The organism is Synechococcus sp. PROS-7-1 (assembly GCF_014279795.1).
Taxonomy (GTDB): domain Bacteria; phylum Cyanobacteriota; class Cyanobacteriia; order PCC-6307; family Cyanobiaceae; genus Synechococcus_C.
On record NZ_CP047945.1, the window covers coordinates 2362536 to 2376273 of the forward strand.

At 61.5% G+C, this 13738-nt stretch carries 12 protein-coding genes; 8 read left to right on the forward strand and 4 right to left on the reverse strand.

The window, feature by feature from the left end; translation table 11 throughout:
* The first annotated feature begins 69 nt into the window (after window positions 1–69).
* The 4 genes from SynPROS71_RS12855 (at window position 70) to SynPROS71_RS12870 (ending at window position 3734) form a co-directional block, all read left to right on the forward strand.
* Complete coding sequence (locus SynPROS71_RS12855; protein WP_186595569.1) at window positions 70–1020, forward strand: hypothetical protein; 951 nt, start codon at window positions 70–72, stop codon at window positions 1018–1020.
* A gap of 228 nt (window positions 1021–1248) precedes the next feature.
* On the forward strand, window positions 1249–1689 hold the full coding sequence (locus tag SynPROS71_RS12860) for a hypothetical protein (protein ID WP_186595571.1): 441 nt from the start codon (window positions 1249–1251) through the stop codon (window positions 1687–1689).
* Between the two features lie 217 nt (window positions 1690–1906).
* Window positions 1907–3085: a hypothetical protein gene (locus SynPROS71_RS12865; RefSeq protein ID WP_255442200.1), complete on the forward strand. Its 1179-nt coding sequence runs from the start codon at window positions 1907–1909 to the stop codon at window positions 3083–3085.
* A gap of 181 nt (window positions 3086–3266) precedes the next feature.
* Window positions 3267–3734 (forward strand): hypothetical protein, encoded by a 468-nt coding sequence (locus SynPROS71_RS12870; RefSeq protein ID WP_255442202.1) that lies wholly within the window; start codon window positions 3267–3269, stop codon window positions 3732–3734.
* Window positions 3735–3739: 5 nt separating this feature from the next.
* On the opposite strand, the gene gatB is transcribed toward SynPROS71_RS12870, so the two are convergent.
* Entirely contained in the window at window positions 3740–5227 is a 1488-nt protein-coding gene (gene gatB / locus SynPROS71_RS12875) for an Asp-tRNA(Asn)/Glu-tRNA(Gln) amidotransferase subunit GatB (protein WP_186595575.1), read from the reverse strand.
* A 68-nt stretch (window positions 5228–5295) separates the two neighbouring features.
* Here gatB and SynPROS71_RS12880 point away from each other — a divergent pair, with 68 nt between their 5' ends.
* Window positions 5296–6423, forward strand: a complete 1128-nt coding sequence (locus SynPROS71_RS12880) for an FAD-dependent oxidoreductase (RefSeq protein ID WP_186595577.1) — start codon at window positions 5296–5298, stop codon at window positions 6421–6423.
* Here the strand turns inward: SynPROS71_RS12880 and SynPROS71_RS12885 are convergent.
* Window positions 6416–7717, reverse strand: a complete 1302-nt coding sequence (locus SynPROS71_RS12885) for a glutamine synthetase family protein (protein ID WP_255442204.1) — start codon at window positions 7715–7717, stop codon at window positions 6416–6418. The genes SynPROS71_RS12880 and SynPROS71_RS12885 overlap by 8 nt on opposite strands.
* Window positions 7718–7831: 114 nt before the next feature.
* Window positions 7832–8290, reverse strand: a complete 459-nt coding sequence (gene ndk, locus SynPROS71_RS12890; protein ID WP_006042870.1) for a nucleoside-diphosphate kinase — start codon at window positions 8288–8290, stop codon at window positions 7832–7834.
* 136 nt (window positions 8291–8426) lie between these two features.
* On the opposite strand from ndk, the gene speA reads away from it, so the two are divergent.
* Window positions 8427–10337: a biosynthetic arginine decarboxylase gene (speA, locus tag SynPROS71_RS12895; protein WP_186595581.1), complete on the forward strand. Its 1911-nt coding sequence runs from the start codon at window positions 8427–8429 to the stop codon at window positions 10335–10337.
* A 16-nt stretch (window positions 10338–10353) separates the two neighbouring features.
* Here speA and SynPROS71_RS12900 read toward each other — a convergent pair whose 3' ends face one another.
* Window positions 10354–11043 (reverse strand): Crp/Fnr family transcriptional regulator, encoded by a 690-nt coding sequence (locus SynPROS71_RS12900; protein WP_186595583.1) that lies wholly within the window; start codon window positions 11041–11043, stop codon window positions 10354–10356.
* Window positions 11044–11225: 182 nt separating this feature from the next.
* Between SynPROS71_RS12900 and SynPROS71_RS12905 the strand changes: the two genes are divergently transcribed.
* Window positions 11226–11801 carry a cyclic nucleotide-binding domain-containing protein gene (locus tag SynPROS71_RS12905; protein WP_186595585.1) on the forward strand — a complete coding sequence of 192 codons (576 nt, stop codon included), beginning with the start codon at window positions 11226–11228 and terminating at the stop codon, window positions 11799–11801.
* 2 nt (window positions 11802–11803) lie between these two features.
* On the forward strand, window positions 11804–13687 hold the full coding sequence (locus tag SynPROS71_RS12910; RefSeq protein WP_186595587.1) for a CHASE2 domain-containing protein: 1884 nt from the start codon (window positions 11804–11806) through the stop codon (window positions 13685–13687).
* Window positions 13688–13738 lie beyond the last annotated feature (51 nt).

The following is a 13738-nucleotide window of genomic DNA, read 5'->3' on the forward strand; positions in this document are numbered from 1 at the left end:
ACGCGAGCTGAGGACAGTGCATGCATCACCGGGAGCGACAGCAACCCGGGCCTGTTTCAACTCCTTCCCATGGCTTCCATCAAACGTCAGATCCTGGCCCTCGGCACAACAGCACTCACCATCACCACCGGCTGCCTGTTCGCTGAGACTCCTGCCATCGCCGGCAATGGCATCCCCTGCGACCAAGGAGACCGCCTGGGCCGCATCGCGCTCAAATCCACGCACAACAACCGTTTTCTGGAGGCTCGCGGCAACAACAAACGCCTCAAGGCCAAGGAACGGCAAACCCCTCGTGCCGGCAGCTGGGGCAGTTTTGATGTGTATGTCGTGGGCGGCAATGTGAACGAGGGCTTCCTTTACGCCCTCCGCAGCAGCAAAGACCCCAACCGCTGGGCCACAATCGAGCGCAATGACAACAAACTGAAGCTCCAAGCCCGACGCTGCACGTCGACCACCACCAGCAAGCTCTTCAAAGCCAGTGGTTCCGCCCAGCAGTTCTCACTGAAGTCGCTGAAAAACAACCGATGGATCGGTGTGGACGACGACAAGAAGCTGGTAGCCAAGTACCGCGATGCCAACGGACGCACCGAACTGCTGATGGTGGAGCTCGGGCAGGGAGCGGGCCAGGGGTCTGGGCAGGGGTCTGGACAGGAAGCCACGCTGAGCTCTCAATTCGCCATCGCAGGGACCTGGGTTGGACGTCGCGGACAAAAGACCTATGTGTACAAAGTGCAGCAGAATTCGGATCGTTCAAAATTGCGGATGATCCAGTTCATCCACACGGGCAATGGAGAGCTTGTTGGACCCGTCCGAGAATTCAAAGGAACTTTGAGCGATCAATCAAACCGCGAAGAACAGTTCGATGGGGAATGGCGCCATAGCTGCAACAGCCATCGGATGGCCCAGACCGTTCTCTACCGATCCACCGATGTGTTGCTGAGCGCCACCCAGGGCAACGGTGCAGTGCCTGTCTCCCAGCGCACAACCCGCACACCGCGCTCGATCACTCCAGCCTGCTGAGCGCCGCCCACACCGCACACCAGCCCCCGCGCAATGGGGGCTTTTTTTATGGGCGCACACCCATCACCGATCGCTCAGAACCACTGCAGCCAAGCCTGTCTCGAACACTGTGATCAACCTCACAGCACGCTGCGATCTCGCTCATCAACCCCACTCACAATCTCGGTGATCTTGGGTTCATCGGCGGAACGCACACACCGCCACCAGCTTTCCTCACTCCTCCACACCATGAACCGCTCCCTCTCCGCTCTCTCCGCCCTCACCTTCAGCTCCATCACTCTCGTCATCGCCCATGCTCCGCAGTCGAAAGCCATGGCCATCGCCTTCGACTGCTTCGATCGCACCACCAGCCAGCTCGTCGCACGCAGCGCCGTCGACATGACCAGCCCAGCCGTCAGCTGCTTACCCGTTCCAGGTGGGACGGTCGCCAGCAACCCCGATTGGCCCAGCGATGACAACGTGCTCGAAATCAGCGACACCATCTCCGAGGACGACCCAGACGCAGACTTTTTTGAAGATTCAGTTGTTGACGACTCAACAGCTGATGACTTTGAAGATGACGTCGCTGACCTGGAAGATTCACAATCCACAGGCGAAAAACTCGGCTCCGCTGTTGGCGAACATCTCGGCAAAATTCTCGTCGAAGGCCTCTCTGATCTCTTCCGCTAATTACAACTACAAACCCACTCTTTCGCACAGTGATCCGTCATCGAGCCTCCCGCACCCACGGGAGGCTTTTCCATGCCAACTAACCGAGAATCAACTGTGACAAAGATCACAAGCGCTGACGACGCAAGTCAACAGCGAAGCGAAAGCAAGCGACAAAACTAAGTGCATGGCCAAGGAAATCTCACAGGCCAGTCATTCTCCTCACACCCTCAAACCCATGCAATTCAGCAAAGCCGCCCTCGCCCTCAGCCTCACTGCCGCCGCTGGCCTCAGTGGCTTCACCGCCCTCAGCCCAGCTCCTGCTGAAGCCCTGACCCGCTGCTCAGGCGGCACCCTGCTGGGCCGCTACGCCCTGAAATCCAATCTGAATAACAAGTACATCCGTGCCGGCATTGGAGCCGATTCCGCCGTCGGTGCCACCAGCAGCCGCATCGGTGGCAACAAAAGCTGGGAAACCTTTGACATCTACGACCTCGGCAATCGCAATGGATTGAATGGGGGAACCTATGCCCTGCGCAGCACACAGGACCCCAATCGCTGGGTGAGCGTTGCCAATAACAAGGCGCTCAAACTGAAAAGGGGCTGCAACACCAACAGCCGCAACCGCTTGTTTGTGGCCAACAAGGTGGGCAACACCCTGCAACTGCAATCCCTCTCCAACAGGCAGTGGGTCATTCAACGATCCAACAACATGCTGCACGCCAATGCCTCTACCGCTGGAGGCAATGTGCCGAAGGCATTGCAGTACCGAATGATCCGTGTGAGCGCTGGATCTGGGTCTGGATCGAACAGCACTCCGCCATCCAATCAGCAGCAGGTCAACCTCAATGGCTGGCTCAAAGGCAACAACAAAGGTGTCTATTCCGCTCAGCGCAGCGGCAACAACTTCCAGATGAAAGGCTTCCTCAATGGCAAACCCTTCAACCTGATCACCGGCACCATCCAGGGAAACATCATCAATGCGTCCTGGAAGAACTACTGCAACAACAGCACCGGCAGCCTCAAGCTGCGCATCGAACGCAATCGACTCGTCAAAGTCGGCGGCAACCCTGGCTTCAACACCTCCTGGACACCCACACAAAAACCCGCATCCATCAGCAGCCGACCCGACTGCAACGATGCGCGCAACCTCAACGGAACCTGGCGGGGCAACAACGGCGGAACGTATGTGGTTCGCCAGACAGGATCAATCGTCTCCTGGAGCGGCCGAGGAGGCAATTTCAAAAACATCTTCATCGGTCAGCGCCAAGGCAACACTGTGAGTGGCTTCTGGCAGGACACCGCCAGCAGTCAGACCCAGAATTCGGGGCGTCTCACTTTCAAGGTCGTCAACGGATCCAAGCTGGTGCGGATGAGTCACACAGGCTCCCTCGGCAACAGCAGCTGGAGCCGCTGATCAACCGAGCCTGCTCACTGCATCCAAGCTCCAAAGCAGCCCCCGCAAAGCGGGGGCTTTCCCATGGCAGAAAGCTCTGCCCCAGCACCAGACAAACCATGACCAAGCAACGATGATGCCTCTCTCCAATTGCTTTCTCCCCATGGGGCCCGTCTCGCCAAGAGCTGGAGCTCTGCTTTTGATGAGCAGCAGCATGATGATCTTCAATCCAGCAGCGGAAGCCAGCACCTATGCATGCTTCGACCGCAGCACCGGTGAGCAAGTCGCCATCAGTGAGATCGACATCAGCACCCCCACAGTGAGCTGTCGGTCGAAGCAGACCGACAGCGGAAGTACGCCCACGGCCCCTTCCACATCCTCTCCCCAGCAGGCTGCAACCGACCCACTGGCCGGCCGACGGGCCATCAACCTGGCGCGCAACACGGCTGTCGCCCTCAACGGTGGGTTGGGCCAATACCGCCCGGGCAGCTGCATGTTCGCCAGCGCCATGAACAATCCCTGCATCACTCGCTCGGACAGTGCCGGCATTGTGTTCACCATTCCCGGAGGCCCCCCTGGCTGGGAGCAGAGCGGCGAACAGCCCACAATCACCACCGTGGTGGTGATTGCCCCAGACGGCCGTTCAGTGGTGGAGTCCCGTCAGAACTGACGGGATCAGGCCCCTTTGAGCTTCTTGCTCAGGATCTGGTTGGCGAGCTTGGGGTCGGCCTTGCCGCCGGTTTTCTTCATCAGCTGGCCAACGAAGAAGCCCTGCAGTTTGGTCTTACCGCCGCGGAACGCCTCCACCTCATCGGGATGGGCGCCCAGAAGCTCATCAACGATGGCCTCAATCGCAGCCGGGTCGCTGATCATGCCGAGGCCGCGTTCATCCACGATCGCCTTGGGTGAGCCGCCGTTCTCCAGCAGTTCGGGCAGGATCTCCTTGGCGATCTTGCCGCTGATCTTGCCGCCGTCGATCAACTGCACCATCTCAGCCAGCTGTTCGGGGCGGAAGGGCAGGTTGGCGTAACTGAGCCGGTTGCTGTTCACATAGGCGGCGATATCGCCCGTGATCCAGTTGGCCGCAAGCTTGGCGTCGGCACCTGCCGCCACCACAGCCTCGAAGTAGTCGGCCATCAGCTTCTCATCGGTGAGCACCCGGGCGTCGTATTGGGACAGCCCCAGAGTTTCGGCATAGCGGTGGCGCTTGGCAGCCGGCAGCTCCGGCAACTCAGCCCGCCAGGACTCCCGCTGATCAGCACTCACCTCGATCGGCCCGAGATCCGGATCTGGGAAATAGCGGTAATCACTGGCCCCCTCCTTGCTGCGCATGCTCTTGGTGAGCTGCTTGCTCTCATCCCAGAGCCGCGTTTCTTGAACGATGGGCTCACCGGTTTCGTAGGCCTTGATCTGGCGCTGGATTTCGTACTCGCAGGCCTTCTGAATGGCCGAGAACGAGTTCATGTTCTTGATCTCCACCTTGGTGCCGAACGGCGCCTCCGGCCCTCGGCGCACGGAGATGTTCACGTCACAGCGGAGTGAACCCTCCTGCATGTTTCCGTCGCTAACGCCCAAGTAGCGCATGATGCGACGGATTTCCGAGGCGTATTCCGCCGCTTCCCGGCCCGTGCGCAGATCCGGCTTGCTCACAATCTCCGCAAGGGCAACACCGGCGCGGTTGTAATCCACCAACGAATGGGTGGAGCCAGCCAAACGATCGCTGCCGGCATGCACCAACTTGCCGGCGTCCTCCTCCATGTGAAGGCGCTCGATCCCGATGGTTTTCAGATAGGTGTCTTTCCCCTTCTCGGCCACCTCCACTTCGATCCAGCCGTCCTCTGCGATCGGTTCGTCGTACTGGGAGATCTGATAGTTCTTGGGCAGGTCGGGGTAGAAATATTGTTTGCGATCGAACTTGCTGTGTTCGGCAATGTTCAGATTGAGTGCCATCGCCGCTTTGACGGCGTACTCCAGCACCTTCTGATTGAGAACAGGAAGCGTTCCCGGCAGCCCGCACACCACAGGGTCGATGTGGGTGTTGGGGTCATCCCCGAACGCCGTGGATGCAGCCGTGAAAATCTTGCTGTTGGTGCCCAGCTGAACGTGGGTCTCGAGACCGATCACCGCTTCCCAGGCCTGATCTGTTGCTGCAGGTGCCGCCATCCGCTGTGTGGAACGTTCAGAGCAGGGCAATCCTATGGAAAGACCGCGAACCGCAGCCCCCATCAGCCATGACCGCCTTGCGCCCACCCGCCACTGACGCCGCGTTGATCCTTGGTGGCGGATTGATGGGGCTGGCCATCGCCCATCAGCTGGCCCGGCGTGACCATCCTGTGTGCGTGATTAGCCGGCGGCGCGGTGAGGCCGCAGGGTTCGTGGCGGCAGGCATGCTGGCTCCCCACGCTGAAGGCCTGAGCGGTGACCAGCTGCGCTTCGGTCAACTGAGCCTGGAGCGGGTGCCGAGCTGGGTCGCCCAGATCGAGGCCGACAGCGGCCTGCCCTGCGGGCTGCGGTCCACAGGCATTGTGGTGCCCTTCAGCACCAGTGAACAGCGGGATCGCTACCCCACGGCATCCTTCGGAACAGCCCTGAACCGCCAGCAACTGGAACGGGAAGTACCCGGCATCGCCACAACCTGGCAGGCCGGTCTGCTGTTCGAGCAGGACGGACAGATCGACAACCGCCGCCAGTTGATGCGCTCCTTGGAAAGCGCCTGCGTGGAACGGGGGGTGCAATTTCTTGAAGGCGTGGAAGTGCTGGACCTGCTGCAAAGCGGCAACCAACGGATTACAGCACGCATCCGTAACGCCGAGGGTACGGTTACGGAACGAAACAGTGCCATCGCTGTGCTTTGCTCCGGAGCCTGGAGCAGCCAGCTCCTGCCTCAGCTGCCAATTTTTCCCGTGAAAGGGCAGATGCTCTCCCTCCAGGCTCCCCGGGGCGCTCTCAAACGCGTGATCTTCGGACCTGGCACTTACCTAGTGCCCAGAGAAGACGGCCTTGTGGTGGTGGGCGCCACATCGGAGCGGGACGCGGGCTTTGCCGAGGGCCTCACCCCACAAGGGCAAAGCACTCTCAAGCAGGGCATTGCCTCGCTGCTTCCGGAAGCCTCGGGCTGGCCCCCGATGGAACGCTGGTGGGGATTCCGGCCCTGCACGCCGGACGAGGGGCCCTTGCTTGGCCGAGGCCCCTTCTCTGGCCTTTGGCTGGCCTGCGGCCATCACCGCAACGGGGTGCTGATGGCTGCAGCCACAGCCGAGGCCATTGCGGACTGCGTAAGCCAGGGCCATGCCCGCGATGACCTCGACCGCTTGCTGCCCTGTTTCCAATGGCAGCGCTTTGACACCGACATCAGCTGAGGTCTCCCACCAGCGGCCACCAACGGGTGCTGGCGATCACTTGATCCGCGGGCCAACCCGCACAACGGTCGATCTCGGCATCGATGCTGTCGAGCACGCTCCCATGCAGCAGCTCCCCCATCGCCGCCGACAGCACTGCATCGGATGCCAAGGCTGTGCGCCCTTCCGCCAAGGACTGGGGCAGACGGGCATGGGCCGCTGTGCTGCCGTCCGCGCGCGCCGGATCACCGCGCACCGGCGCCGGCAGGGGCACGACGTCGCTGAGAGCTGCCAGCGCCAACACCTGCAACGATCCAAGCAACAGATAGGGATTGGCCCCCAGATCGGCAACTTTCAGTTCGAGGTGGGCGGGCACTTGATCGACAGAAGTTGGGACCAAACGCAAGGCCGCCTCACGGTTTTCAATTCCCCACACCTGATAGGGCGCCGACCAGGAGCTGGGCGCCAGACGGGCGTAGGAGGCCGAGAGCGGACAGGCGATCGGCAGCAACGCCGGCAGATGATGCAGCACACCGGCAATCAGCGCCGCACCCTCCGGCAACACGCCACCTGGGCCATCGCCTCCCTGCAGCACGGGCTGACCATGCCGGAGAAGGCTGAAGTGCACATGACCGCCGTTGCCGACCTGATCCGTGGTGAGCTTGGGCGTGAAGCTGCAACGCAACCCCAATCGCCGGCTCACGCGCTGAATCACCAGGCGAGCCAAAACCAGGCGATCGGCGGCTTCCACAGCCGACCCATGGGCCAAAGACAACTCGAACTGGGACGCGCCGTATTCGGGGTGAAACTGCAACCAGTCCAGGCCAGCGGCATCCAGGGCGTCACAGACCTCAGAGGCGTAGTCGAGACCTTCCACCAAGCGATCAGCCCCATAGGGCCCGCCGGGAAATGCGGGAGACCCCTGGGCTCCTCTATCGGCTGCCAGCACCATCCACTCGAGCTCGAAGCCCGCTTGCAGCGTCAGCCCTTGCTGCTGGAAACGATCCTGTTGCAGCCGGCAGAAACTGCGCTGATCGGCCTCGTAGGCCCGTCCATCGCGCCAACGCCGCTCCCCAGGGGCCCAGGCCCAGCCGCGATCGGGCTCGAGCGGAACCAGCGCCTCCACCACAGCATGGAGACGCAGGTCTTCATCCGGTCGCGCGCAACGATGCGCAGCAGCGATGCATCCATCCACCCGGAAGGCATCGGCCACTGGCGAAAACCCCACACCCAGATCGGCGGCCGTGTCGAGATGGCGGCGGGGCACCACCTTCACCAAGGGAGCGCCGGCATGATTCACCCAGGTGATCGCCACGCGCTTCAGCCAGGGCTGCAGCGCGTGGGAATGAGCATCACTCAAAACGCGAGCTTGCCGAGTCCTCTCATGATGCGTTGCACTTAGGGAGAAGACATGGCGAAGGCTGATGACTCAACCTTCGGTGCGCCATCCCTGATCAGACGGAGTCCAGTCGCTCAGCTCAGACGCCTGGAACCAGAGACCGATCTCGAACTGAGCCGTTTCAGGCGCATCAGAGCCGTGAATCACGTTGCGGCCGATGTTGATCGCCAGATCGCCGCGAATGGTGCCGGGTTCTGCCTCCAGAGGCTTGGTGGCGCCGATGAGCTTGCGGGCGCTGGCGATCACACCGTCGCCTTCCCACACCATGGCCACCACAGGCCCAGAGGTGATGAAGTCGACCAATCCAGCGAAGAACGGACGCTCCTTATGAACGCCGTAGTGCTGCTCCGCCAGTTCACGGCTGGGGGTGAGCTGCTTGAGGCCCACAAGCTTGAAGCCCTTGCGCTCGAAACGCCCAAGGATCTCGCCGATGAGACCGCGCTGAACCCCGTCGGGCTTGATGGCGATGAAGGTGCGTTCCGAGGCCATGGAAAAACAAAAAACCGTCGCCATCGTCCGTGGCAGCCGGCCCGCTTGGCAAGCAAGCGGACTGCGCCGAGCTGTTGAAGCGATGAACCCTGCCTAGATTCGCGGCACAGAGCCTGGAGAGCACCGTTTGACACTGATGGCCCACACCAGCACCGCTGGACCATGGACCGTGCAGGACGGTGCCGATCTCTACGGACTGGATCGGTGGGGCGATCCTTACTTCTCGACCAACTCCCGCGGTCATATCACCGTGCAACCCCAGGGCGAGCGGGGCGGCAGCATCGACCTGATCGAACTCGTTGAGGGCCTGCAGGCCAGGGATCTCGGCCTTCCACTGCTGATCCGCTTCGACGACATCCTTGAAGATCGCCTCGAGCGGTTGCATGCAGCCTTCGACCGTGCGATCGCGCACTACGGCTATGCGGGCCGCTATCAGGGCGTGTTCCCTGTGAAGTGCAACCAGCAGCGCCACGTGGTGGAACGCATCGTGGAAAGCGGCCAGCGCTGGCACTTCGGTCTGGAGGCAGGGAGCAAGGCGGAACTGCTCATTGCCCTCTCACTGCTGAACGATCCGGACGCTCTGCTGATCTGCAATGGCTACAAGGATCAGCGGTACCTGGAAACGGCCATCCTGGCGCGCAAACTCGGGCGTCAGCCCGTGGTGGTGATCGAACAACCCGACGAGGTGGAGCGGATCATCCGGGCGAGCGATCACCTGGGTGCAGCACCGATGATTGGAATTCGGGCACGCCTCTCCACCCGTAGTACGGGCCGCTGGGGCAGCTCCGTGGGAGACCGCGCCAAATTTGGGCTCTCCATCCCCGAACTGCTCGATACCACCGAGGCACTCCGCAACGCGGGGCTTCTGAAGGAACTGCGCTTGCTGCACTTCCACATCGGCAGCCAGATCAATGACATCGCCGTGCTGAAAGATGCCCTGCAGGAGGCGGGACAGATTTACGGCGAACTGCACCGGTTGGGTGCTCCCATGGGCTTCCTCGACGTGGGTGGTGGCCTGGGGGTCGACTACGACGGCAGCCGCAGCGCCACCGCCGCCTCCACCAATTACTCGCTTCAGAACTACGCCAACGACGTGGTGGCCACCGTGAAGGAATGCTGTGAACCCAGCGGTGTTCCCGTGCCCACGCTCGTGAGCGAAAGCGGTCGCGCCCTGGCCAGCCATTTCAGCGTGTTGGTGTTCGACATCCTCGGCACCGGTGCCGCACCGGATGAGCGGCCGGAACCGATGGACGACGATCCGCTGATCCTGCGCAACCTGCATGAAACCTTTGATGGCATCACCACCGCGAACCTGCAGGAAGCCTGGAACGACGTTCTCAAATTCAAAGGCGATGCACTGAGCGCGTTCCGCCTGGGATACCTGAGCCTTCCGGAGCGGGCGCGGGCCGAGCAACTGGCCTGGGCCTGTGCGCGGCGCATCAGTCGCCTGTTGCCAGCGGATGACAGCAGCCCCGAGGAGCTGCGCAACCTGCGCGCCAGCCTGGCTAGCACCTACTACGGCAATTTTTCAGTGTTTCGATCGGCACCCGACACCTGGGCGATCGATCAGCTGTTTCCCGTGATGCCGATTCATCGCCTCGATGAACAGCCCAACCAGCTCGGAAGCATTGCTGATCTCACCTGTGACTCCGATGGCAAGTTGGCTCGCTTCATTCAAGGCGGGCAAAGCAAACCCTTGCTGGAACTGCACAGCCCCCAGCCGGATCAGCCTTACCTCATTGGTTTGTTTCTGGCCGGTGCTTACCAGGAGGTGATGGGCAACCTGCACAACCTGTTCGGGAGCACCAATGCTGTGCACATCCGCCTGGCCCCAGGCGGTGGCTATCTGCTCGACCACGTGGTGCGCGGCGACACCAATTCCGATGTGCTCGAAGCGATGGAGCACGATCCTGATCTGATGCTCGAACGCCTCCGCCTGGCCAGTGAGGAGGCCATCCGCGAACAGCGGCTGTCGGTCAACGACGCCAGACTGCTGATCAGTCACGTGGCTAGCAGTCTTCAGCAGGCCACCTATCTCCAGGGCTGACCCGTTGCTCCCCGGCTCAGCCCGGTAGCAATCCCCGCTTAATCAGCGGTTGGTCATCCACAATCCTCAAGCGGCCTCCGCTTTCAGCGATCGTTCCTCGGGTTCGGAGTTTGCTCAACGTGCGTGAAGCCGTCTCCCGCGCCAGACCTGCCATTAGGGCGATTTCCTTCTGCGCCAGGGGTGGGAGCTCAACGGAGAGGTCTTGCCCACCTGAGCTTTTACGTGCCAGATAGGCAAGAGCATCGAGTAATCGGGTAGTGGCATCAGCGCTCTGCAAGGCGAAGCGCTGGTTGAGATCCCGCAAACGCCCAGCTTCAAGCCGCGCCAGTGCAAGTGCAAAGCGCGCTTCCCGCCCCAGCAGAGAGGCGAAAGGAGCCGAACGCATCTTGATCAGATGCAGAGGAGTCAACGCCACAACATCCGCAGACCGAGAGGCCCCGTCCAGAGCCGACATCTCTCCGAACACGTCGCCAGGCCCGAGCAGCGACATGATCACTTCATCGCCATCAGCTGTGTAGGTCCGCACCTTGGCCAGGCCATCCTTAATCAGAAAGAGAGATTCACCCCAGTCCTGCTCCATCACGATCACCTGATCGAGCTGGTGGGTTGTTTCACGATGACGATCAAGAAGAAGGATCCGCTGATCCTCGTTGAGATCGGAGAACAGGGGCATGGCCCCGAGATCCTCAGGCGTAAGCGGTGACATGAATCAGCGAATGCTGGCTCTCGCAATCGATGATGGCGTGCATGTGCCATGCGGCCCAGCCAAGCAGCAGATTGAAACCGATGCTCACGGCTGGACAACGTCAGAACATGACGCTCCACCAAGGCAACGTGACCGTTTGCCCAAGTGCAGCCAGCATGCAATGAACGCCTCCCCGTGGCTCCATGGAGAGCGACCACACTCGAGACAGTCATGTGAAGGGACGCCTACGCATGCTGATCGCCACCCACCTGCAGACCCTGCCCCACGAACGCATCACCCCACCAGTGGGAGCCGTCGTTCTGGAACAAGATGCCCCCGCCGAACGGGTGCTGTTGATTGAAGCGGGGGAGGTTTGCATCCACCGCAAGGAAGCCGGGGAAGCAGCGCAACTGATCGCCACAGCCGGTGCGGGCGAGCTATTGGGCGAGATGACGTTGATTGGTGACCCTCACCACAGCGCCACCGTTAGCGTGAGCCGCGGGCCAGCCGAGCTGCTGGCTATTCAGACCGACCATCTGCTACAAGCCGCCCTCTACGACAGCGATCTTGTGATGGAGTTGCTGGCATTGAGCAGTGCCCGGTGCCGGCGGACCAGTGGACAGCTCGCCCTGATGCTTGAAGCACTCGCAGCCGTTCTGGCGAGAGATCAACCCACACTGCGCCGGTGCTGCCAGAAACTCTCATCCACGACTGACCCCGCGATGCATCGCGCTGCCGGACTGCTCGACGCGTTAGGGCGGGACGCGGAGACAGCCTGACCATGGCGGGGCCTCTGGGATGGTTTCGCCGCCATACCCTCGTGCTGACGCTCGGGGGTGTCGTTGCCATCGTGGCTTCGCTGAACGCCACGACTCTTCATCTGCTCAACCTTCGCTTCGCCGGCTGGGTGCAGGAACTGCGGGGGCGACGAACGAGTCCTGACCGGGTCGTGATCGTGGCGATCGATGATTTCAGCCTGCAACAGGCCGACAATGCCGATCTGAGCGACGACCCATTGCTCAGATCCCTGTCCCAGTGGCCCTGGCCTCGACGGGTGCACGGCACGGTTTTGGAGCGTTTGATCGAATCCGGCGCAGACGCTGTGGGATTCGATCTCCTGTTTGAAGCACCCAGCAGTTATGGCCCCGACGACGATCAGGTGTTCGCGGACGCTCTCCAACGCCAGCAGCAGCGTGTGGTGCTGGGGACCCAGGTGCTCTCCACCCGAGGACCGGTAGCGGGGATGTCGTTTCTCGACCTGGCACCGTCACTCAGTCGGTTATCGCCGCCTTTGCATCGGGGCCTGCTGAATGGAGAACCTGACAGCGATGGGGTGATCCGACGTCTTCCCGGCAATGCAGTGCCGTTCTTTCGGCGTCAACTAGGGACATCCGTTCCGGATGGTCTCGCCAACGCGCTCTTAAAGCGAGTGGATAGCGATGCGAATCTGAGCAGCAGCGGGACAACCCTGCTGGATCCCTACGGACCGCCCCGCACAATCAAGACCATCTCGATCTGGGACCTTCTGGAACCCACTGCCTTCGAGAGCGTCAAGGCATCAGGACTGTTGAAGGAGGCCATCGTGCTGGTGGGCCCCACCGCGGCCGTCTTTCAAGACCTGCATCCGGCGGTGTTCGCAGGAGCTGAAGGAATGCCTGGGGTGGAGCTGCATGCCACCGAACTTGCCAATCGCCTCGACGGTCGATCGCTGCGTTCCATCAGCGCACCGCCCGGATGGAACTGGGTCTTAGCAGCCGTTGTCATCGCCGTTGGTTTAGGGGCAGCTCGCTGGGATCGACCGCTGCCGAGAATGGGCTATCTGCTCGGCGCTGCAGGGCTGTTAACGGCAGTGAGCGCTGCACTCATTGTCTGGGCAGGTCTGCAGTTGCCCGTTGTCGGCCTCGCCGCTGGCATTGCGCTCACGGGGTTCTTGAGCAGTGGGGAGGCCACCGTGCATCTGCAATGGCAGCGCCGACGCCTGCGCCGCACCTTGGGTCGCTACCTCTCCCCTGCTGTGGCTGCAGAGATCGCGGATCAGCCGGAGGAAGCCGATGGCCTTCTCGGCGGGCGTTTGGTGGATGTTGTGGTGCTGATGAGTGATATCCGGGGATTCACCGCTTTTACCCAAACCATGACTGACCAAGGACGGGTCAAAGAGCTTGTGGAACGCCTGAATCGCTATTTCGGCGAGGTTGTGGATGCCGTGCATGCCGAGGAGGGCACGGTGGACAAATTCATCGGCGATGCGGTGTTGGCTGTGTTCGGCGCACCTCTGCCACGGGAAGCGCCAATCAACGCACGGGCCGCCATCCGCGCTGCTCTCTCCCTACAGGAACGCCTGGCCAGGCTCAACAAGGAATGGACAGCCGAAGGGCAACCTGCCTGGGAGCAAGTAGTCGTACTCAGCTATGGCTGGGTCGTGAGCGGCAATATCGGCTGCAGCAACCGCATGGATTACACCGTGATCGGCGATGCGGTGAACACCGCGAGCCGCCTGGAGGCCGTGGCCAAACAGTGCAAAGCGTCGATCGTGATGAGCGAAGCCGTCGCTCAGATGCTCCCCAGCGAACTCTGCACGCAGGACCTCGGAACATTCCAGATCCGAGGCCAGGGACTGCAGAGGGTGTTCGCACTGCGAAGTGACACTGATCAGAACGAACGATGACGCGTTCATGACTAAGAAATGACCAATCGTGATTCGGGACGCTGGTGTTAA